The organism is Plantibacter sp. lyk4-40-MEA-4 (genome assembly GCF_030209415.1).
Lineage (GTDB): Bacteria > Actinomycetota > Actinomycetes > Actinomycetales > Microbacteriaceae > Plantibacter > Plantibacter flavus_A.
On the sequence record NZ_JARVSA010000003.1, the window covers coordinates 244,276 to 264,971 of the forward strand.

A 20,696-nucleotide genomic window follows, 5' to 3' on the forward strand; every position below is an offset into this window, starting at 1 on the left:
TGCCTTCGATTCGCTGGAGTGGGTGGGAGGCGCCCGGGCCCGCCGGACCGGAGGTCCGCTGAGGGGGTTCGTGGGCCCGGGCGCCGGTCGGGTGCTACTCGGCGACGTCGGCGCGGGCTGCCGCCCAGCGCTCGTTCAGGTCGGCGAAGGCGCTCTCCTTGTCGCCGTCGGCGGCGCCGCGGGCGATGTCGATGAGCTTCTGGCGGTAGGTGTTGCCGAAAAGGTCGATCTCGGCGGCGTTCGCGATGTCGTTGATCACGGCCTCCTTGCCGACCGGGTCGGGAGCGAGCTCCAGGTAGGTGACACCGAGGTCGGCGAAGTCGGACAGCGTGTCGGGTGCTGGGTCACTGATGACCGGGCTGATCGCACCCTGGCTGGCGGCGAAGCCGGACTCGTTCGTGAACCAGTCGATCCACGCCTTCGCGGTCGCCTTGTTCTTGGAGTACTTGCTGACCGCCAGGAACTTGTCGGAGGCGGTGACGGAGGTGAAGCCCTCGTCGGTCTTCCACGGCATCGGCCAGAAGCCGATGACGTCGCGGGACTCGCCGGCCTTCTCTGCGGCGTCCTGCATCTGCGAGACGGCCCACGAGCCGAGGACCATCGAGCTGATCTCACCGGAGGCGAGGAGGTTCTTCGACTCCTCCCAGTTCGTGGTGGTGGGGTCGGGTTCGCTCAGACCGGCGGCGACGGTGTCGAAGAGGAGGCCGTCGATGTTGTACTGGTCGTTGCCCTCGGTCCACGGGCTGTCGGTCGCGATCATCTCGGTGCGGACCTTCGGGCCCTGCACCGCTCCGAGGTTGCCCTCGAGCGTCGCGAGCGGCCAGCCGTCCTTGTAGTTCGTGTAGTACGGGATCGAACCGGTGGCCTTGATCTTCTCGAGCGCGGCCAGGTACTCCTCCTCGGTCGCCGGGGGCTCGGTGATGCCGGCCTTCGTCCAGACGTCGCGGTTGAAGACGTAGCCCATGGCGGACCCGAAGGTCGAGACGCCGTAGGCCGTCCCGTCGAAGGAGGCCTCGTTCGCGAAGCGGTAGGTCTTGGACTGCTCCTCGGTGCTGCCGAGCGGCTCGAAGAAGTTGGCGTACTGGTCCTTCGTGACGTTCGAGGACGGGATGAGGAGCACGTCGCCGTAGTCCTTCGAGTTGAGGCGGATCTTGGCGTCGCCCTCGTAGTCGGTCAGGGCTTCGAACTTGACCGTGGTGCCGGGGTACTGCTTCTCGAACTCCTTCGCGTAGTCCTTGAAGGTGGTGTCGACGAGGTCGGTGCGGTTGGTGAGGACGGTGATCTCACCGTTCGGCTTGCCGTCGTCGTTGGCGGCACCGCCGGAGCAGCCGCTGAGGACGAGTGCCGCGGCGGCAGCCGTCGCGGCGAGGCCGATGATCGGTCTCCGGGACATGGGAACTCCTTCGTTCGTGGGGGCGAAGGGCCGGGTCGCCTCCTCGCTCGCTGTCCAGCATCGTCTGCCGTCCCGCGTCCGTCAAGACTAAACATTATTAATTTATATAACAACTCGGTCACAGGAAGCCAGGGCCGCCATCCGCTCGGCGCGAACTCAGACGGCCGGGGCGATCCCCGAGGTGGAGCGCTCGATGACCACGGCATGCGGGGCCTCGCGAGTGGTGCCCACACGACCGGCGAGCAGCTCCAAGAGCTCCTCGCCCGCCATCTCACCGATGCGCTGGACGTCGTGACTGAGCGCCGACATCGGCGGGTCGGACAGCTGGCACTGCGACGAGTCGTCCCACGCGACGATCGACAGGTCGTCGGGGACGCGCAATCCGGCCTCCTGTACGGCCTGCAAGCCGCCGAGCGCCATGACGTCGCTGTCGAAGACGACCGCCGTCGGTCGCGGGTCCCGTGCGAGCAGCGCCTGCATGGCCTGGACACCGGACGCCCGGGAGTAGTCGCCGCCGATCGAGACGGTGTCCACGTCGGGCAGGTCGGAGGCGAGGGTGAACGCCTCCATGCGCGAGAGCGTGTGGGTGAGTTCGCCCGGACCGGTGACGTGCGCGAGCCGCCGGTGCCCGAGGGAGACGAGGTGGTCGACGGCCTCGTGCATCGTGACCGCGTCGTTGGTCCAGACGGCCGGCAGCCCCTGCGCCGTCGTCGGTGCGCCGATCACGATCGCGGGGATGCCCGAGCGCTCGACGAAGGCGACCCGCTCGTCGTCGTCGATGAGGTCCACGAGGATCACGGCGCTCACTGTGCCGTCCCGCTGCCAGCGTCCGAGCTGCAGCAGCTCCTCTTCGCGCGTCGGCAGGACGCGCAGCAACACCGACAGGCCGTGCGGGCGGACCACGCGATCGATGCCCGCGATGAGCTCGTGGTAGAACGGCTCAGCCCCGTAGATCTCCGAGGCACGGAACAGCGTGAGGCCGATCGGCCGGGGCTGCGCGATAGTCTGTTCGGCGTCGAGACCCATCGGGACGCGGCCTTTCGTGAGGAGTGGTCGTGTGGCCCTCACATTACGCGCTCGACGATCGCCGGGAGGGACAGATGGCCAGACGCGAGTCCGTGCAGTCGGGCCCCGGTAGCCAGGCACTCATCGTCGACCTCATCCGCTCGGCCGGCACGATCAGCCGCACGGAGCTCACCGAGGCGACCGGCCTGACCCAACCGTCGATCTCCAACATCGTGCGTCGACTCATCGAGGACGGGCTCGTCCGCGAGACCGGCCGCGCAGCACCCCGAGGCGGGAAACCGCGGACCCTCCTCGAGATCAACGCGAGTGCGAAGTACGGGATCGGCGTGCAGCTCGGGTTCGAGTCGATCACGCTCGTCGCCACCGACGTCCGTGGTGGCGTGGTCGGCCGGCAGCTCGTCGACGGCGCGGGATCGGCCACGCCGGAGCAGGTGACCGATCGCCTCGTGACGCTCTACCGCGACTTCGTCGCCGGGGTGGGGCTCGCGGCGCCGTCGATAGCCGGGGTCGCGGTCGTCGCACCCGGGCCGATCGCCCAGCTCGGCGGGGTGCTGCTCGGGCCACCGACGCTCGTCCGCTGGGACGACTTCCCCCTGCAGCAGGCGTTGCAGGACAACCTCGACGTGCCGGTGGTCGTCGACAACGACGCCGCCGCCGCGGCCGTCGGCGAGTTCTGGAGCCGCCAGGTCTCGCGGACGGAGTCGTTCGCCTGTGTCTACATGGGCACCGGCATCGGCGCCGGTATGGTGCTGGGCGGTGCGCTCTACCGCGGTTCGAGTTCGAACGCGGGTGAACTCGGTCACATCAGCATCGAGGTCGACGGTGTCCCCTGCCACTGCGGCAACCGCGGTTGTCTGGAACGGTACGCGGCACCGGCGGCCGTAATGGCCGCCGCCGAAGCGGTGCGGGACCGTCTCGACGGCCTGGGGCTCGGCTTCGCACCGGAGACCCTCAGCCGTGACTTCGACCAGCTCGCCCGGGCGGCCGTCAGCGGTCACGAGGTGGCGCTCGGCCTCATCCGGTTCTCGGCAGACCGGGTCGCCGCAGCCACGGTGACGCTCGCGAATCTGCTCGACCTCGACCGACTCGTCCTCGCCGGCCCCGGCATGGCGGTCGCCGGTTCGCTCTACGCCCGCGCCATCAGGGAACGGCTCGAGGAACGGTTCTTCGCCCGCCGGGCCCACCCGATCGTGGTCGAGCTCTCCGCCAACCCGCGCGACGCGGCCGCCATCGGTGCCGCGTCTCTCGTCCTGCAGGGCACGATCGCCCCGGGGCACGGTCCGGCGCTCACGCGCTGAGGCGCGGTGACACAGGCACAGCGGCGCTGAGCGTCCGGCCCGTCAGCCGCGCGGGGTGTCCTGCCAGGTGGAGACGTCGAGCTCGACCGCCTCGATGGCCGCCCACAGGCTGTCGTCGATGGGCACGGCGGCGAGGTCGAGCGTGCGCGTGTAATCCTCGAGCCGTTCCATGCCGACGATCGTCCCGGTGATACGCGGGTCGCGGAGCGACCACTGCAGCGCGGCGGCGGCGAGTGGCACTCCTGCCTCGTCGCACACGCTGCCGATCCGATCGACGGCTCGGAGCATCGCCTCGGGTGCGGTGCCGTAGGCGTACCGCGTGGTCCGCACGGGCCAACTGGTGAGCAGGCCTCCGCCGTAGGGCGCGGCGTTCAGGACACCGAGCCCCGCCTCGGCGGCCAACGTGAGCAGCGCATCCGCCGACCGGTCGACGAGCGTGAACCGGTTGTGTGTGATCACGGACTGGAAGTGGCCGGTGCCGACGAACCGCGCGAGCAGCTCGGCCGGACCGCCGGATATCCCGAGCGCGCCGATCAGGCCTTCCTCGCGCGCCGCCACGAGCGCGGCGACCGGGCCGTCGTCGGCCATCGCGAGCTCCCAGGTGGTGTTCTCGGGATCGTGCAGGTACACCATCGGGAGGTGGTCGACGCCGAGCCGTTCCATGCTCTGTTCGAGCGACCGACGCATCTGCGGTGCGGAGAAGTCGTCGGTCCCCGGCTCGCGGTCCGCCTTCGTCTGCACCCGGAGCCGTCCGGCCTCGTCACCGAGCCGGGCGAGCACCCGGGCGATGCGCCGCTCGCTGTCGCCGAAGCCGTAGTTGTTGGCCGTGTCGATCGTGGTCACGACGCCGTCGCCCGCCATCGCGGCGGCGAGCTCGAGGCTCTCCTCCGGTGACGAGCCCGAGCCGTCCTCCCGACGACGCCAGCCTGCGGCACCCGCGATGATCGGGCTCACCGTCACACCCGTGTCACCGAGGGGCCGTTGCTCGACGAGGGCCGAGATCCGCTCCGTCATGGTCATCCTTTCAATCCACCGCTGATGAGGTCGAGCTTCCAGAACCGCTGCAGGAACAGCATGAGTGCGACGAGCGGGATGAGCGACACGAACGCGCCGACGATGGCCGTCGTGTACAACAGCTCCTTCCCGTCCCCGGTGCTCAGCAGGGTGAAGAGCCCCAGGGTCAGCGGGTAGAGCCGTTCGTTGGACAGCATCAGGTACGGCAGGAGGAAGTTGTTCCAGGTGCCGATGAAGTGCAGGAGGAAGACGGTCACGAGCCCGGGCACCATGATCGGGAGCGCGATCCGCCGGAAGATCGAGAACTCCCCCGCCCCGTCGATCCTGGCCGCCTCGAGAAGGTCGGACGACACCGAGGAGGTGGCGTAGACCCGACAGAGGAAGATGCTGAACGGGCTGATCACCATCGGCAGGAGCACCGCCCAGTAGGTGTTCGTGAGACCGAGGCCAGCCATCACGAAGTACTGCGGGATCGCCAACGCGATCCCGGGGATGAGCACCCCACCGAGGAGGATCCGGAACATCGTGTCGCGCCCTGGGAATCGGAACTTCGCCAGCGCGTACCCGGCGAGCGCAGACACGAGCACGCACAGCACGGAACCGCCGAGCGAGTACACGATCGTGTTGCCGATCCACGAGAGGAAGACGCCGTTCTGCATGGTGAACAGCTTCTCGAGGTTGGAGAGGAAGCCGGTCCCGGGCGCCAGGGTGAAGGTGGAGAAGAGCTCCTGTGGCGACTTCGTCGAGGCCATGACGACCCAGACGAGCGGGGAGAGGCAGTACGCGGCGCCCACGACCAGGATGACGGTCGGGATGAGCGATCCGCGGCGGGGTCGTCTCGGCACGGCGGCGCCAGGAGCCGTCGCCCCGGCGCGGAGGGTGGCGGTGGTCATGAGGCGTCGCTCCGATCCCGGGTCACACGCAGCAGGATGGCCGAGGCCGCGAGGGTGAACCCGGCGATGATGACCGCGGTCGCCGCTGCGCCGTTGATGTTGTCGTTGGTGAAGGCATCCGTGTTGACCTTCATCAGCGGGAAGAAGGTGGAGCTGATGGTGTCGGTGAGTGGGCGGAGCGCGGTCGGTTCGGCGTAGGCCTGGAGCGTCCCGATGAGGGCGAACAGCGAGGTGAGGACGAGTGACGGCGCGATGAGCGGGATCTTGATCCGCACCGCGATGTCGAACTCGGAACAGCCGTCGATGCGGGCGGCCTCGTAGACCTCGGCGGGGACGGCTCGCAGCGCGGTGAACATGATGACCATGTTGAAGCCGAGCGACCCCCAGACGCTGATGTTCGCAAGGGCGGCGATGACCGAACCGGAGGCGAGCGGTTCGACCGCGGGTAGTCCGACGCCGGTGAGCACCGCGTTCACCGGGCTGGTCGACGGCAGGTAGAGGAAGCCCCACATCATCGCTGCGATGACGCCGGGGATGGCGTAGGGCAGCAGGATGCCGGTCCGCCAGATCCGCGCGCCACGGATGCCGGGGAGGTCGAGGAGGAGCGCGAACAGCAGAGCGATGCCGAGGGTGCACGGGATGACGATGACCGCGTAGAGACCGAGGCGACCCACACTGGCGACGAACTCGGGGTCCGTGAGTGAGGTGACGTAGTTGTCGAGGCCGACGAAGGTCTGCTCGCGAGCCCCGTAGCCCCCGGATCCGGCCGGGACCCGTTGCCCGAACAGGCTCAGCACGACGGCGTAGCCGATGGGCGCGACGAGGAACAGGAGGAAGAGCACGATGGCCGGGAGGAGGAACAGGTACGGGGCGATCGGTGCCGGGACCCGATGACGAGGCGTCCTGATCCGGCCATGGTCCGGAACCGGAGGTGACGCGCTCGTGGCTCTCATGAGCGGTGTGGCGTTCATTCGACGTCGAATCCCGACTTCTCGAGGTCCGCGCGGACCGTCTGCTGCACGGCTGCGAGTGCATCGGCGAGGGGGCGACCGGCCTGGATGGCCTTCCCGACCTGATCCGTGTAGGCGCTGAAGGCGACCGTCGTGTTCGGCCCCCAGGTCACGTCCGTGGTGTCGGCGGCGACGTCGAGCAGGATGTCGTGGAAGTCCTCCTGTCCGGCGGCCGCCTTGTCGGCCGGCTGCGGGATGCTCGCGTAGACGTCGAGGCCGGGTGCGGAGGCCGGGAAGTTGCCGCCCTGCTCGATCATGACGCCCTGCCCCTCCGCGGTGGAACCCAACCAGGCGAGGAACTCGGCCGCCTGCTTCGGGTGCTTCGACGTCGTCGTGACGAGGCTCGACGAGCCGCCCTGGAACCCGACGCCCGGGTCGTCGTCGGTCCATGACGGCAGCGGAGCGATCCGCCACTTCCCGATGGTGTCCGGCGCGCCGGTCTTCACCGAGGATCCGGTCGCGCCCCAGGACCCGATGACCTGGGTGAGGATCTTGCCAGAGTTCAGTTGCGCGTTGAACTCCGGCGTCCCGCTCGCGCCGGCCGAGACGACGCCCTCGCCGACGAGTCCGTCCCAGTAGTCGGCCACCTTCGTCGGTGCCGCGCCGTCGATGTCGACGGACCAGGAGCCGTCGTCGAGTGACCACCAGTCGCCGCCGGCTTGGGCGGTGAGCCCGGCGAGCCAGCCGGCATCACTGGTCGGGAAGTTCGCGAGGACCGCATCCGGAGCGGCCTGTTTCGACGCCCTGGCGGTGTCGGCGAACTCGTCCCAGGTAGTGGGCACGGAGAGCCCGTACTGCTCGAAGAGGTCGGCGCGGTACATGAGCAGCATCGGCGCCTGGTCGAGCGGGACCCCGTAGACCCCGTCGTCACCGAGATGGACGAGGTTCCAGACGGCAGGACTGTACTGGTCCTCGATGCCGTCCACGTACTCGCTGATGTCTGCGGCGACGCCGCTCGAGATGTACGAGGGGAGCCACTGGTACTCGGCGAGCGCGAGGTCCGGGCCCTCCCCGGCCCGCACGGCGGCGTTGAGTTTGGTGAACTGATCGGTGCCACCCCCGACGTTGGTGACCTTGACCTGGATGTCCGGGTGTTCCGCGTTCCAGGCGTCCGCGATGCCGGGGGCGCCGGCCCACCAGGTCCACCAGGTGAGCGTCACCGGGCCGCTCTCGGCGGGGGCCTCGCTGTCGCTCCCGGCGGAGCATCCGCCGAGGGCCAGGGCCCCGACGACGGCTGCGGTGACCCAGACGGCTGATCGCTTCATGGAATTACCTCCTCGTAATCCTTCGGTGGTGCACCGGTCGTCGCTACAGCCGGTGCTGCTGTCAGGAACAGTAGCTTATGTTCAAGACTTGGACAAACTTAGGCCGTCATTCCCGTGGCATCGCCGTCGAGCAGCCAGCCGAGGCTGCGCTGCAGGAGGATCTGTCGTTCGGGCGAGTCGAACGAACGGATGTCGTGACCCAGTGCGTCGTAGACGACGCGGGCGGGACCCGGGCGGTGCGTCCACAACACCGGATGACGGACGCCCTCGTGCTCGTGGAAGGCGAGCGGCCGGACGGCGTCGGAGATCCGGAGGTGCGTGTAGCGCTCATCCCAGACGGTGAAGTCGCCGAGACCCCGCGTGATCGGATGCCCGGTGTCGGGCACCTCGATGGCAGCCTGGCCGATCTCGGGATGCATCGAGACACCACCGACCCACCGACCGCCGATCACCCGCTCCCACGCCGGCATATGGGGGAACGACGTGGCTGAGACGTGGTGCGACCAGATCGACCCTCCGCCGCGCGCGTAGGCCTCGAACCCCTCCTGCGCCGCCGCGAAGGTTGACGACTCCAGTCCGTGCCGTGTGGGATTGCCGACCATGAGCACGAGGAGGTCGACATCGTCGAGTGATGCCAGCTCCTCCTCCACCGCACCACTCACCCGGACACCGAGCCCCTCCTCTCGGGCGAGATCGGCCACGCGGCCCGACGTCGCCGCGAAGTCGTGCCAGGGATCGGCGTAGCGCCCCTCGCCACGAAGAATGAGTACGTTGTGCATGCCGGTCTCCTCGATCGCGTTGCATTTGTGCAAGACTAGAACTTATCAGCTCGCTCCGCATCGGTCGCGGAGGAACCCCGTCGAGAGGACCCAATGAGCATCGGAACCCCCTCCGGGCACACCCTCGAGGACATCCGACGGCGGAACGTGTCCGCCGTCCTCGCACTCGTCCACGGCGACGGTGGCCTCTCCAGAGCGGAGATCACCAGGCGCACCGGTCTCTCCCGCTCGTCGGTGGCGACCGTCATCTCCGACCTCGAACTCGCCGGCGTCGTCCGCCAGGAGGCCGCTCCCCCGGCGACCCGGGTCGGGCGCCCCTCCCCCGTCGTCGTCCCCACGGATCGGTTCCTCGCGGTGTCCGTGAACCCCGACGTCGACGGGGTCCGAGTGGCCCTCTGCGCCCTCGGCGGGCGGATCGTCGCGCAGACCTTCCGTCCGAGCGAGCGGGTGGTCACCCCGAACGAGGCCGCCGTGATGACCGCCGAAGCCGTCGGCGAGCTGCATGCGGCCCTACCGGACTCCCGCCTGGTCGCGCTCTGCGCTGCCACCCCGGGCCGCGTCGACAAGACCGGCGAAGACGTGGTCTACGCGCCGCACCTGCGGTGGCGGAACGTGCCGTTCGCCTCGCTGTTGCAGGACGCGACCGGTATCCCCTCCCGGGTCGCCTTCGACGCCGCCGTCGGGCTCGCCGCTGAACGACACTGGGGCGCGGCCCGTGACACCGACGACGCCGTCTACCTCTACGGCGGCCCCGGCGGGATCGGGGCGGCGGCTCTCGTCGACGGCCGGATCCTGCAAGGCGCGAACGGCGGCGTCGCCCGCCTCGGCCATCTGCTCGTCGCCCCCGACGGACCGGTGTGCAGTTGCGGCAACGTCGGCTGTCTCACGACCGTCGTCTCCTCGCACGCCATCGCCGCGGCCACCGGTGCCGCCTCGGTCGCGCTCGCGGACCTCCGTGCCGCGCTCGCCGAGGGATCCGCTGCCCGGACCGCCGGCGCCCTCGACCGGCAGCTGGAGTACGTCGCGACCGCGATCCGGGTCATCACCAACATCTACGACCCCGAGATCGTCGTTATGGGCGGCTTCTTCGGTCTGCTGCTCGCCCAGGGCGACGGCGCGATCCGACGGCGGCTCTCGGACGAGACCATCTCCGCGCTGCGCAGCCCGGCCCGCCTCGTCGAACCGCGGCTCGGCGAGAGCCAGCTCCTCGCGGGGGCGAGCGACGTCGCGTTCGCCGCGCTCCTCCGGGACCCACTCGGGTTCACCGCCCGCGAAGCGACCGCATGAGCCGCGCGATCCGACCGGTGTCCTCGACGGGACACCGGCGATGAGCGCGGGCGACGCGGCACCGGCGGCCGACGACTTCGCACGCCGACGGATCGCGTACGTCATCGCGCTGGGACTGCTGCAGACACTCAGCACCTTCACGATCGACATCTACCTGCCGGCCTTCCCGCAGATCGCGGGCACGTTCGGCGTCTCGGAGCCGTCGATCCAGTTCACCTTCACGGGCGCGATGATCGGCATGGTCTTCGGACAGTTCTTCGCCGGCCCCTGGAGCGACGCAGTCGGTCGGCGCCAGCCGATGCTCATCGCCACTGTCGTCCACGTCGCCGCCTCGATCGCCTGCGCCCTCGCGCCCTCGGTCGAGATGTTGGTGGCCGCTCGCGTGCTCCAGGGCGCGGCGTCGGCCGCGACGGGCGTCATCGCGCTCGCCATCGTGCGCGACCTCTACTCCGGGTTGTCGATGATGCGCATGCTGGCGTCGATGTCGCTCATTTCGGGGATGGCCATCGCCGTTGGGCCACTGTTCGGGTCGCTGTTGCTGGAGGTCATGGAGTGGCGGGGCGTCTTCGCCTCCCTCGCCGGATACGGACTCGCCATCGGGCTGCTCGTGCTCGTCCTCATCGGCGAGACGCTCCCTCCGGAACGCCGGCACCCCGGAGGACTGCGCGCTCGCGCCTCGGCGATGCGGCGGGTGGGCTCCGACCGACCCTTCGTCGGGCTCGTGCTCGTGACCTCACTGGCGTGGGCCGGCATGTACAGCTATCTCGCGGCCTCCTCGTTCCTGTTCCAACGGGTCTACGGGCTCAGCGAACTGCAGTACGGTCTCGTCTTCGCCTCGCACGCGCTCATGATGCTCCTCGGCACGCAACTCGGGGTCCGCATCGCCCATCGCATCGAACCTCGCCGCATCGTCATGCTGTCCACCGCCGGTCTCGGGCTCTCCGCCATCGGGCTGCTCCTGATCGGGCTCCTGCCCGTCGGGCCGCTCGTGAGCATCATGGTGTTCCTCTGGGCGTTCACCTTCTTCCTCGGTGTGAACACCCCCTGCATCCAGACCCTCGCGCTCGCCCGCCACGGCGGCGACGCCGGCACCGCGGCGAGTCTCCTGAACGCCACCCGGCAGGGCTTCGGCGCGCTCGCCACCCCGATCGCCGGGTTCATCGGGGTGACGAGCGCCGCACCCGTGGCCGCGGTCATGGTGGTCGGCCAGCTCGCCGCGATCGTCATCCTGTGGGTCGTCGTCCGGCCGGGACGACTCGACCCCATCGACTGAGGCGCACGGCTACAGCACACCACGAAACGACACCCCGGACCAGGAGGGTCCGGGGTGTCGCGGTCCGTTCGGAATCGGATCAGGGAATCACCCCTTGATCGCGCCGGTCAGCATGCCCTTCGTGAAGTGGCGCTGGATGAACGGGTAGACGATCAGGATCGGCAGGGTCGCGAGGACCACGACCGCCATTTGCACCGACTGGGACGGTGGTGTCGGGACGTCCGAACCGATGATGTCGGTGAGGACGGACCCCTGGATGACGTACTGGTTCAGCACGACCTGCACCGGCCACAGGCTCGAGTCGTTGATGTAGAGCAGCGCACTGAAGTAGCTGTTCCAGTACCCGACGGCGGCGAAGAGCCCGACGACCGCGAGCACGGGGCGCGACAGTGGCAGGACGATCTTCCAGAGGATCCGGAAGTCGCTCGCGCCGTCGATGCGCGCGGACTCGATGAGACTCGCCGGGATGCTCATGAAGAAGTTGCGCACGACCACCATGTTGAACGCCGAGATCAGGCCAGGGAGGATGAGCGACCACAGGGTGTTCAACAGGCCGAGGTTCTTCATCAGCAGGTAGTTGGGGATGATCCCGGCACCGAAGAACATGGTGAACACGACGAGGAGCAGAATCGCACGCGAGCCGGGTACCTGCCTGGTGCGGCTGAGCCCGTAGGCCAACATCACGGTGCAGGTGAGCGAGAGCGCCGTCCCGACGATCGTCACGAAGGCCGAGATGAGCAGCGAACGCGTGACGATGTCGCCGGCGAGGATCGCCTGGTACGCGTCCAGCGAGAACGAGGTCGGCAGGAAGCCGCTCGTCTGCGCGTCCTTCGAGGCGAAGCTCATCGCGATGATGTAGACGAACGGGTACAGCATCACCAGGACGATGAAGCCGATGACGAGGGCTTTGAGCGCCTGAACGGGGACGGAGGGGCGCCCCATCCACGCCGGTCGGTCGCTCGCGGGACCGCGTCGCCGACGTTTGGTCCGCGGTGGGCGAGCGCTGCCCGCGGCTTCCGATGCCATCGGCGACGTCGGCGTCTCCGGTGCTGTCATGGTGGTCACAGGACCCCCTCCGTTCCCATTCGTTTCGCCAGACGGTTCGCGCCCAGCACGAGGAGCGTGCCGATGACGCCCTTGATGAGTCCTGCGGCTGCGGAGATCCCCCAGTCGCCTCCGACCACGCCTCGGAAGTACACGAAGGTGTCGATGACCTGCGCAGCATCCGCGCCGACGATCGGTTGTTGCAGGAGCAGCTGCTCGAACCCGACGGTCAGCACGTTGCCGACGGTCAGGACCAGCAGCAGCGAGATCACCGGGACGAGCCCCGGCAGGGTCACGTGCCACGTCTGCCGCCACGGCTTCGCGCCGTCCACCGCCGCGGCCTCGTAGAGTTCCTGCGGGATCGCCGCGATCGCCGCGAAGAAGATGATGGTCCCCCAGCCGATGTCCTTCCAGATGACCTGCGAGGTCACGAGGAGCTTGAAGGTGTCCGGATTCGACATGATGTTCACGCCGTCGACGCCGAGGGACTCGAACAGCCCGGCGACCGGTCCGGCGCCGCCGAGGATCTGCTGCCAGATGGAGATCACGATCACCCAGGAGATGAAGTGCGGCAGGTAGACGATCGACTGCACGACCCGCTTCACGCGGGATGACAACAGGCTGTTGAGGAGGAGGGCGAGCAGGATCGGTGCAGGGAAGGAGAAGACGATCTGGAGGACGGCGATCTGGATCGTGTTGACCACTGCCCGAACGACCTCCGGGTCGCTGACGATGCGGACGAAGTTGTCGAAGCCCACCCACGGTGAGCCTTCGATCCCCAGGAACGGCGAGAACGCCTGGAAGGCGACGACGTTGCCGAGGATCGGGACGTAGGCGAAGAGCACGAAGAACAGGAGCCCGGGCAGGATGAGCGCGTACATCCGCCACTCGCGACGCATCCGGGTCCCGAGCGGGGTGCGGTGCCGGCGGGCCGCGTCCTCTCGACGACGATCGCGGGCGGCGGAGCGCGCCGACCTGGTCTGCAGCTGCGTCATGACGTCACTTCCGTTCGTCGAGGAGCTTGCGGTAATCGGCCTTGACCTGGTCGCCACCGGCTTTCCGCCAGTCGGACCGCCAGTCCTTGATCGCGGAGACCGAGAGCTTGCCCGAGACGATCTTGTTGCGGTAGTCGTCGTTGATCTGGGTCAGCTGGGCCCCACGGCTCGTCTGAGTGGTGGACGTCAGGCCGACGACCGGGCTGTCGACGGCGGCCTTCGTGAGGTACTCCATCTGCGCGACGAGCCCGTCGGCGCGCCCGGCGTTCTCGTTGTTCAGCATGATGTACGGCGGTGCGGTGACGCCCAGCCATTTGAGGCCCTGGAGGTTGGCGAGGGCGGTCGCGTCTCCCGTCGAGACGATCTGCTTGCCCGGCCCGAAGGTGTAGTTGTAGCCCTCCAGACCGGAACCGCCGATGAACAGGTTCTCCTCGGTGCCGAACGGCGCAGCCCACCAGTCGAGGAACCGCAACAGCTCCGCCAGGCGCTTCGGGTCCTTGGCCGCGGAGGCGGAGATCCCGTCGAAGCCACCGTAGCCCGGTCCCGCCTGTACGACGATGTCCCCGCCGTCGTGGCCGGGCGGGGTCAGGTACCCGACGCGGGCGCCACTCGTCGACTCCTCGACCTGCAGCATGCCTTGCGAGGAGAGCCAGGCCGGGTCGTCGAGTTCGAAGGCGATCTGGCCCTCGAGCCAGAGCTGCTTCTCCTTGCTGCGCTGGGAGTCGGATCCGAGCGCGATCGCGTCGGGGTGGAACACGTTCCGCTTCCACAGATCGGCCAGGTACTCCATGGTCGCCTCGAATTCGTCGGTCTCGATCGTGTTGACGAGCGAGCCGCCGGAGCCGAGCGTCCAGTCCGCGCCCGCGCCGAACATCCAGCGCGACAGCAGTTGGATCTGACCCGTGCCGAGGCCACCGACCGCCCACACGCGACGGCCGGCGTGTTCGCCGAGCTTCGCGATCTCCGCCAGGACGTCCGCGAACGCCGCCGCGTCGGCCGGCTGACCGGTCACACCGACCGCCTCCATGAGGTCGGTGCGGATGACCGGGCACGCCGTCACGCGAGGGCTCGTGCGCGGGACGCCCATGATGCGGTTGCCCTTCGCCGAGTTCCGCCACGCATGGGTCTCGAGGTTCGCCAGGTTCGGGTACTCGAGGACGGCGTCGCCGCCCAGCGCGTCGGACAGGTCGGCGAATGCACCGGCCTGGATCGCCTGCTGCACCGCCGGGACCTCGTCTCGGAGGTACATGATGTCCGGCAGCGTGCCGCCCGCGAGCGTCGTCGCGACCTTCGCGTCGTAGTTGTCGCCGGAGGCGTAGCTCGGCTTGAAGTCGGCGTTGATCCGCTTGTTGAGCTCCTGCCAGAACGGGTTCGACTCGAGTGGTGCGGGTGGCGAGAAGTACAGCATCTGGAACGTCTTCAACTCGCCGCCCCGGCCCGGCGCCGCGGCGACACTGGTCCAGTAGCTCGCGGGGTACGAGGTGTAGACCGGTTGCACCCCGGCAACCTGGCTCACGATGGCGGTGGCGTCCGCGGCGCGCTGCGCTCGGAACGTGGGCAGCAGGAGCTCGGATCGCGCGGCCTGGGTGCTCGCGCCACCCGGCGAGCACGCCGCGAGGGCCATGGCGGCGAGACCGCCGATACCGAGGCCGAGCGCGGTGCGGCGGGTGAGCTGGACGTCGTGCAGGGGGTTCGTGTGTGACATCTGTCTTCTCCTCTGAAGCTGATGTGTCGCTGGAACGGTTGTGTCGAGGTATCAGGCGGTGAGCACTGGGGAGGCTTCGGTGAAGCGCCGACGGGCGGCGAAGGGGTCATGGACGGTCCGGCTCCGACGGTCGAGGACGCGGGTGGAGCGCTCGGGACCGTACGCCGGCCACGCGGCATCCGGGGAGGACGGGTCCCCCGCGGCGACGAACGCCGCCCATCCCGCGCTCATCCGCTCGCTGAGCTCGAACGGCGGTTCGGCGCCGAGCTCCTCCCTGGCCGCGGCGCTGTCGTCGAGGTGTCGGAACACGAACGGCAGCTCGAGCGAGTGACCGGAGCGGCGGGCCCACGTGGGCGTGTCCGGTCGGCTCCAGGCGAAGAGGTAGCCGAAGGTGTTCCCTTCCGCACCGGAACGCGCGTCGAGCAGACGGCTCACCGGCCGTCGGTAGAGCCGGTCGGAGACGTACGATTCCAGCGCCTCGACCGGATCGAGCACCCGCCCGTCGTCCGCAGCGCAGGCAGCCAGATAGGCGTCGGCGGTTCCGCCTCGACCGTCGGCCTGGAGTTCGCGGTCGAGCGTGGCCAGGGCCTCCGCAGGCGCGAGGCGGAGCAGGTCGACGTATCCGCTCGCCTCGTTCCGGTTCGTTCCGATGATCGCGTCGATGTGGGCGCCGGCGCCGGCTGCGATCGACCGCAGCGGTACATCGTGGACGAAGCGCCCGTCGATGACGGGCCGGAAGGGGATGCCGGGCCCCCGCCGGGTCGCACGCCACCGATCGACCATCCGTTCCTGGGCGGCGACGAGCTCGGCCGGACCGGTGCGCAGCAGCTCGCCAGGGTCGGCGTCCGAGCCGGCCAGCTCCACCAGTAGTTCATCGGTCACCTCGGCCGCTTCGTCGAGCGTGTGCACCCGCTCGGCCGTCGCGCTCTCGATGATCACCCGACGGAAGGGAGAGTCGCTGGAGCTCTCGGCGAGCAACGTGGCGACGGCCACGCCGCCGGCGGACTGCCCCATGACGGTGATGCGTGCGGGATCGCCCCCGAAGGCCGCGATCTCGTCATGCACCCACTGGACGCCGGCGAGCGTGTCGCGGAGCGCCAGGTTGCCGGCGTCCACATACTCCGGGCCGAGCAGGTGGTCGAGGCGGAGCGAGCCGAGTGCGCCGAGCCGGTACGCGATCGACACCACGATGATCCCGTGCGCCGCGGCGAGGCGGGCACCGTCGCACAGCGGGTGCGCGTTCGAGCCGTAGAGGTGCGCGCCGCCGTGGACCCAGACGAGGACCGGTCGAGGGGTGTCGACGCGTTCACCGGGGAGCCAGACGTTCGCTGTGAGGCTGTCGGCCTCGCTCATCGGTGCCCCTCCGGCCCGCCCCGCGTCCTGCCAGGCGATCGGGCCTTGAGCGCTTGCGCGGACACCGCGCCAACCGTCCGGCCGTACCGCCGGCTGGAACCGGGCTGCGACCCGAGCGGTCGGGAGCCCGAGGACCGCGACCGCCGCGCCGTCCGGGGTGTCGATCCGCTCGCCGCGCACCCGGCCCAGTGATGTGACGTACTCGAACACCTGACTCCCATCGTCGTTGATGGATCGATCCTCCGCCCAGCGGTCAAAGTTGTCAAGCAACTTCTCGGGAAGATTCTCCAAGTAGCCCGACTGAATCAAGGTGCTTGGCCGAAAAATCGCCGAATGACGCCCCTAACACGCCAAAAGATGTCTGACACCTTTGTCCAGCTACTCACTCGGGCCAAAAGTTGTCTGATACCTTCACGGCATGGATCACACCGGAGGGACCGAGTCTCGGGTCGAGGACATCGCCGACGACTTGCAGCGGGAACTCGCCGACGAGTTCGAGTTCGGCGCGAAGCTCCCGAGCGAATCCGAACTCTCCGAGCGCTACGGGATCAGCCGCGCCACGGTCCGAGAGGTGTTGAAGGTCCTGAGCGGCCGAGGGCTCATCGAGTTGGGCCGTGGGCGCCGCGGCACGGTGACCCGGCCGACCAGCGAGGTGCTCGGCATCCAGCTCGGCGCCCTGGTCCGCCGCGATCCCCAGCGTCTGATCGAGCTCGCGCAGATCAGGGACTTCCTCGACGAGTTCGTCGCGCAGCGGGCGGCCGAGCAATCCTCCCCGTCGGCCTCGCACGCGGTCGACTCGGCCCGATCCGCCCTCGATCGGATGCGGAGTGCCGAATCCGGCGACGCCCTCGGCGTCGCCAACGGCGAATTCCACGCGGCGCTCGTCGACGCGGCCGGCAGCGAGGTGCTCTCCTTCCTGCTCGACGGCATCGAGAGCGCCCTGGTCTCGACGCAGCGCTCCGCATACGGCGGCAGGTTGGTCCGCGACGAAGCGGCCCAGGACTCGCTCGCCGTCCACGAGCAACTGTTCGAGGCGATCGCCACCGGTCAGGTCGACGAGGCCCGGACGGCGGCGCGGGAGCACGCCCGGCTCGTCCGGGCCGGACTGCGCCACCGCGTCGCTGCGCTCCTCGGCCTCCGCTGACGGGGCGTCGCCGGGGTTACCAGTCGTGGACGGTTCCGTCGGCGAGACGGTTGTAGGGCAGGTACGCCCGCTGATACGGATACTTGCCCGCTTCGTCCACGTTCAACTCGACACCGAGGCCGGGCTGGTCCCCCGGGTGCAGCATGCCGTCCTCCCACGTGTACGACTGCTCGAACACGGCGTCGGTCTTCGCTCCGTGCTTCATGTACTCCTGGATGCCGAAGTTGTGGATCGACAAGCCCAGGTGCATCGCGGCGGCCATGCCGACCGGGGAGATGTCCGTCGGCCCGTGCATGCCCGACTTGATCTGGTACTGCGCCGCATAGTCCAACGTCTTCTTCAGATGCGAGATCCCACCCATGTGCGTCACCGCACCACGCACATAATCGATGAGCTGCTCGCGGATGATCTGCTGGTAGTCCCACACCGTGTTGAAGATCTCCCCGATCGCCAACGGCGTCGTCGTGTGCTGCCGCACCAGCCGCAACGCCTCCGGGTTCTCCGCCGGCGTGCAGTCCTCCAGCCAGAACAGGTCGAACGGCTCCAGGCTCTTCCCGAGCTTCGCGGCCTGGATCGGCGTCATCCGGTGATGCCCGTCATGCAACAACGGCAACTCCGGACCGAACTCGTTCCGCACCGCCTCGAACACCGTCGGCAGATACCGCAGATACGACCTCGTGTCCCAATCCTCCTCGTTCGGCAGCCCGCCACGCTGCGCCGGCTCATGGTCGTACCGGACACCCGTGTTGCCCTCGAACGTCGCGTTCGACGCGATGCCATAGATCGACTGCAACCCCGGCACCGCCGTCTGGATCCGGATGGCCTGATACCCCTGCGCCTGATGCTCACGCACACTGTCGAACAACTCCTCGTTGCTCTTCCCCGACGCATGCCCATAGGCGAGCAGCCCCGTCCGAGACGCCCCACCCAGCAACTGGTACACCGGCATGCCCGCAGCCTTGCCCTTGATGTCCCACAACGCCATATCGACCGCAGCGACCGCCGCCATCGTCACCGGACCCCGACGCCAATACGCCGACCGATACAGGAACTGCCACGTGTCCTCGATCCGCGACGCATCACGCCCCAGCAACAACGGCACCACGTGCTCGGACAGATACGCCACCACCGCCAACTCGCGCCCGTTCAACGTCGCGTCGCCCAAGCCCGTCAGACCGTCATCCGTCGTGAGCTTCAACGTCACGAAGTTCCGATCCGGACTCGTGACGATGACCTCAGCCTTGTCGATGATCATGCGCGCTGCTCCCGGTACTCGACGATCTCCACCCCGAACGGTGGCAGGGTCACGGTGGTGACGGAGGATCCGTCGACGCGGTCCACCAGTCCGCCGTCGGAGACCGGCTCGACCGTGCGGGTCTCGTCGCTCTGACTGATGAACCAGACGAATCGACGACCGTCGCGGTGGGTCATCTCACCGGTCATCACGAGCGCGTCGTCGACCCGGACCGACGGTGTTACGCCGGCTTCCGCGGCGAGCGCCGCGTAGAGCTCCCAGGTCGGCTCGGGGTTGACCCGCGGCACGGCCGAGGCGAAGTACTCGACCGGGTAGGTGGACAGGATCATCGACCCGCTGCCGACCCGTCGTCGGAGCAGCGCCGGCCGACCGTCCCGATCGGTCGCGATGACCTCGGCGTCGACCGGTTCGACGGGCAGGTGCGAGCGGCCGTCGACCGTGCCTCCGACGGGGAAGGCGAGGGAGGTGCCGCGGACGATGCCGCCGAAGTCCGTCTGGAACTCGAGCGTGACGGTCTCGTCGAGGACGGGTTCGATGAGTCCGTAGCGCAGGCGTTTGCGGACACCGAACAGGTCGTCGAGCTTCGGCCACCACGATCCGCGCTGATTCGCGTGCATACCGTTGAAGTAGGAGGCGTACACGGTGGCACCGGCGGCCGCCCGGCGCTCGAGCTCCGCCCAGGTGGGTGCGAGGAGCGCCTTCGTCGACGGGACGATGATGAGGTCGAGGTCCGCCGGGAGCCCGTCCAGTTCTCGGACGACGCCGACGGGCAGGTCGGCGGTGCGGGCGGAGACGTAGGCCTGCCGTGACACCTGGAACACGGTCGGGCCGTCCTCGCGGGCGGTGAAGGCGTAGGGCGACTCGAGGAAGGAGGATACGAGCAGGCCGATGCGGGTGTCAGGTCGTTCGAGCCCTCGGAAGTCGAGCTCCGAGAGGGTGGCCGCGAAGTCGCGGACCTCGAGGAGCTGCGCCTTCGGGACCCCCTGGTCGGTGACGAGACCGAAGTGCATCTCGAACGGGTGGTGTGAGTAGGGCTCGCGATCCGAGAACGCGTCGTAGTCGACGTTGTTCCACGGGATCCAGGCGGTGGCGCCGCCGAGCAGGGTCGCGTGGAGGACCTGGCGGTAGTAGTGCGCCGCGTTCTCGTCGTCCACGTAGTCGGACGTGACGCCGAACTCCTCCATGACGACGGGCTTGCCGCCGAGGTCCAGCAGTTCGCAGATGAAGGCGGCTCCGAGGTGCTGCCGGACCGGGTCGTCCTCCATGCGGTAGACGTGCGGACCGAAGAAGTCGATCAGCGGCTCGAGCTCACGGACCCGGAAGCCGTTGTCGTTCCCGGTGATCTCGACGCCCCAGGCGCCCTCGCCGACGGACACCGGCTGGGTCCCGCCGCCGGCCCGCACCGCGTCGATCAGCAGCTGTGCCCAGGCGGTGACCGCCTCGGCGTCGATGGTGTCGATGCCGCGTGAACGCCAGTCCGCGTAGATCGGCACCTCGTTCGTCAGCAGCCACCCGTCGATCGCGGGGTGCTCGGTGAAGCGGGAGACCACCTCGCGGATGTACCAGGCCTGGCGCCCGACGAACCAGACGTCGGAGAAGACGTCGCGCCCGTCGCGCCACGCCGGATCCCAGTTCTGCGCGGACATGTGCCCGACGAGGAAGGTGGGGATCGTCCACATCCCCGCGTCGGTGTGCCGCTGCAGGAAGTCGGCGAAGTGGGCGAGCATCTCCTCGGACAGGCGATCGGGCTCCGGGTGGAAGTCCGGCCAGTACAGGAAGCTCCGCGTGTGCGTGATGCCGTGGGCGCGGAGCTGCTCGAGCTCCTGCGCGACGACCTCGCCGTCGTAGTCCCGCCACATGAGCGGACCACCGGTGCGTGACCAGTAGTTGACGCCGATCAGGGCGTCGACGCCGTCCGGGGTCGGGAGTTTCGCGGAGTGTCGTTTCATGAGGGTTCCTTCT

Annotated in this window: 17 protein-coding genes; 4 read left to right on the forward strand and 13 right to left on the reverse strand. The window is 68.8% G+C overall.

The genetic code is table 11. The features are described from left to right. Positions 1 to 94 precede the first annotated feature (94 nt). Both QRN44_RS06420 and QRN44_RS06425 read right to left on the reverse strand, forming a co-directional pair. On the reverse strand, positions 95 to 1,393 hold the full coding sequence (locus QRN44_RS06420) for an ABC transporter substrate-binding protein (RefSeq protein WP_071261557.1): 1,299 nt from the start codon (positions 1,391 to 1,393) through the stop codon (positions 95 to 97). A 156-nt stretch (positions 1,394 to 1,549) separates the two neighbouring features. Continuing rightward, positions 1,550 to 2,419: a LacI family DNA-binding transcriptional regulator gene (locus QRN44_RS06425; protein WP_285038610.1), complete on the reverse strand. Its 870-nt coding sequence runs from the start codon at positions 2,417 to 2,419 to the stop codon at positions 1,550 to 1,552. Positions 2,420 to 2,493: 74 nt separating this feature from the next. On the opposite strand from QRN44_RS06425, the gene QRN44_RS06430 reads away from it, so the two are divergent. Further along, positions 2,494 to 3,717, forward strand: coding sequence for an ROK family transcriptional regulator (locus QRN44_RS06430; RefSeq protein WP_285038611.1), 1,224 nt, complete (start codon positions 2,494 to 2,496; stop codon positions 3,715 to 3,717). Between the two features lie 42 nt (positions 3,718 to 3,759). Here the strand turns inward: QRN44_RS06430 and QRN44_RS06435 are convergent, their stop codons facing one another. From QRN44_RS06435 to QRN44_RS06455, 5 genes are all read right to left on the reverse strand, one after another. After that, complete coding sequence (locus QRN44_RS06435) at positions 3,760 to 4,731, reverse strand: aldo/keto reductase (RefSeq protein ID WP_285038612.1); 972 nt, start codon at positions 4,729 to 4,731, stop codon at positions 3,760 to 3,762. A gap of 2 nt (positions 4,732 to 4,733) precedes the next feature. Beyond that, a complete protein-coding gene (locus QRN44_RS06440; protein WP_285038613.1) occupies positions 4,734 to 5,624 on the reverse strand; it encodes a carbohydrate ABC transporter permease in 891 nt (296 codons plus the stop codon). Then, positions 5,621 to 6,577 carry a carbohydrate ABC transporter permease gene (locus QRN44_RS06445; protein WP_205847564.1) on the reverse strand — a complete coding sequence of 319 codons (957 nt, stop codon included), beginning with the start codon at positions 6,575 to 6,577 and terminating at the stop codon, positions 5,621 to 5,623. The genes QRN44_RS06440 and QRN44_RS06445 overlap by 4 nt, the downstream gene beginning before the upstream one ends. Positions 6,578 to 6,591: 14 nt before the next feature. Further along, on the reverse strand, positions 6,592 to 7,899 hold the full coding sequence (locus QRN44_RS06450; protein WP_285038614.1) for an ABC transporter substrate-binding protein: 1,308 nt from the start codon (positions 7,897 to 7,899) through the stop codon (positions 6,592 to 6,594). A 98-nt stretch (positions 7,900 to 7,997) separates the two neighbouring features. Then, positions 7,998 to 8,678, reverse strand: a complete 681-nt coding sequence (locus QRN44_RS06455) for a ThuA domain-containing protein (protein WP_064295952.1) — start codon at positions 8,676 to 8,678, stop codon at positions 7,998 to 8,000. Positions 8,679 to 8,771: 93 nt separating this feature from the next. Between QRN44_RS06455 and QRN44_RS06460 the strand changes: the two genes are divergently transcribed. Together QRN44_RS06460 and QRN44_RS06465 are read left to right on the forward strand one after the other, a co-directional pair. After that, complete coding sequence (locus QRN44_RS06460; RefSeq protein ID WP_064295951.1) at positions 8,772 to 9,965, forward strand: ROK family transcriptional regulator; 1,194 nt, start codon at positions 8,772 to 8,774, stop codon at positions 9,963 to 9,965. Positions 9,966 to 10,005: 40 nt separating this feature from the next. After that, entirely contained in the window at positions 10,006 to 11,238 is a 1,233-nt protein-coding gene (locus QRN44_RS06465) for a multidrug effflux MFS transporter (protein ID WP_079000954.1), read from the forward strand. An 87-nt stretch (positions 11,239 to 11,325) separates the two neighbouring features. Here QRN44_RS06465 and QRN44_RS06470 read toward each other — a convergent pair whose 3' ends face one another. Genes QRN44_RS06470 through QRN44_RS06485 form a run of 4 tightly spaced genes read right to left on the reverse strand, consistent with a single transcriptional unit; the run spans position 11,326 to position 16,545 of the window. Next, the gene (locus QRN44_RS06470; RefSeq protein ID WP_079003796.1) at positions 11,326 to 12,294 is read right to left on the reverse strand and encodes a carbohydrate ABC transporter permease; all 969 of its coding nucleotides are present in this window, start codon (positions 12,292 to 12,294) and stop codon (positions 11,326 to 11,328) included. A 5-nt stretch (positions 12,295 to 12,299) separates the two neighbouring features. Next, entirely contained in the window at positions 12,300 to 13,277 is a 978-nt protein-coding gene (locus QRN44_RS06475) for an ABC transporter permease (RefSeq protein WP_064295949.1), read from the reverse strand. Between the two features lie 4 nt (positions 13,278 to 13,281). Next, entirely contained in the window at positions 13,282 to 14,982 is a 1,701-nt protein-coding gene (locus tag QRN44_RS06480; RefSeq protein WP_175116852.1) for an extracellular solute-binding protein, read from the reverse strand. A gap of 51 nt (positions 14,983 to 15,033) precedes the next feature. Continuing rightward, positions 15,034 to 16,545 (reverse strand): carboxylesterase/lipase family protein, encoded by a 1,512-nt coding sequence (locus QRN44_RS06485; protein WP_285038615.1) that lies wholly within the window; start codon positions 16,543 to 16,545, stop codon positions 15,034 to 15,036. 208 nt (positions 16,546 to 16,753) lie between these two features. Between QRN44_RS06485 and QRN44_RS06490 the strand changes: the two genes are divergently transcribed. Continuing rightward, positions 16,754 to 17,479: a FadR/GntR family transcriptional regulator gene (locus tag QRN44_RS06490; protein ID WP_064295946.1), complete on the forward strand. Its 726-nt coding sequence runs from the start codon at positions 16,754 to 16,756 to the stop codon at positions 17,477 to 17,479. Positions 17,480 to 17,495: 16 nt separating this feature from the next. Here the strand turns inward: QRN44_RS06490 and manD are convergent, their stop codons facing one another. Further along, on the reverse strand, positions 17,496 to 18,734 hold the full coding sequence (manD, locus tag QRN44_RS06495; RefSeq protein ID WP_285038616.1) for a D-mannonate dehydratase ManD: 1,239 nt from the start codon (positions 18,732 to 18,734) through the stop codon (positions 17,496 to 17,498). Continuing rightward, positions 18,731 to 20,683, reverse strand: coding sequence for a glycoside hydrolase 5 family protein (locus QRN44_RS06500; RefSeq protein WP_285038617.1), 1,953 nt, complete (start codon positions 20,681 to 20,683; stop codon positions 18,731 to 18,733). The genes manD and QRN44_RS06500 overlap by 4 nt, the downstream gene beginning before the upstream one ends. Positions 20,684 to 20,696 lie beyond the last annotated feature (13 nt).

Coding starts and splice junctions, on each gene's coding strand:
- QRN44_RS06460 (WP_064295951.1), top strand. CDS start 8,772: ATGAGCATCGGAACCCCCTCCGGGCACACCCTCGAGGACATCCGACGG.
- QRN44_RS06420 (WP_071261557.1), bottom strand. CDS start 1,393: ATGTCCCGGAGACCGATCATCGGCCTCGCCGCGACGGCTGCCGCCGCG.
- QRN44_RS06450 (WP_285038614.1), bottom strand. CDS start 7,899: ATGAAGCGATCAGCCGTCTGGGTCACCGCAGCCGTCGTCGGGGCCCTG.
- QRN44_RS06440 (WP_285038613.1), bottom strand. CDS start 5,624: ATGACCACCGCCACCCTCCGCGCCGGGGCGACGGCTCCTGGCGCCGCC.
- QRN44_RS06445 (WP_205847564.1), bottom strand. CDS start 6,577: ATGAGAGCCACGAGCGCGTCACCTCCGGTTCCGGACCATGGCCGGATC.
- QRN44_RS06465 (WP_079000954.1), top strand. CDS start 10,006: ATGAGCGCGGGCGACGCGGCACCGGCGGCCGACGACTTCGCACGCCGA.
- QRN44_RS06455 (WP_064295952.1), bottom strand. CDS start 8,678: ATGCACAACGTACTCATTCTTCGTGGCGAGGGGCGCTACGCCGATCCC.
- QRN44_RS06425 (WP_285038610.1), bottom strand. CDS start 2,419: ATGGGTCTCGACGCCGAACAGACTATCGCGCAGCCCCGGCCGATCGGC.
- QRN44_RS06470 (WP_079003796.1), bottom strand. CDS start 12,294: ATGACAGCACCGGAGACGCCGACGTCGCCGATGGCATCGGAAGCCGCG.
- QRN44_RS06480 (WP_175116852.1), bottom strand. CDS start 14,982: ATGTCACACACGAACCCCCTGCACGACGTCCAGCTCACCCGCCGCACC.
- QRN44_RS06490 (WP_064295946.1), top strand. CDS start 16,754: ATGGATCACACCGGAGGGACCGAGTCTCGGGTCGAGGACATCGCCGAC.
- QRN44_RS06500 (WP_285038617.1), bottom strand. CDS start 20,683: ATGAAACGACACTCCGCGAAACTCCCGACCCCGGACGGCGTCGACGCC.
- QRN44_RS06475 (WP_064295949.1), bottom strand. CDS start 13,277: ATGACGCAGCTGCAGACCAGGTCGGCGCGCTCCGCCGCCCGCGATCGT.
- QRN44_RS06435 (WP_285038612.1), bottom strand. CDS start 4,731: ATGACGGAGCGGATCTCGGCCCTCGTCGAGCAACGGCCCCTCGGTGAC.
- manD (WP_285038616.1), bottom strand. CDS start 18,734: ATGATCATCGACAAGGCTGAGGTCATCGTCACGAGTCCGGATCGGAAC.
- QRN44_RS06430 (WP_285038611.1), top strand. CDS start 2,494: ATGGCCAGACGCGAGTCCGTGCAGTCGGGCCCCGGTAGCCAGGCACTC.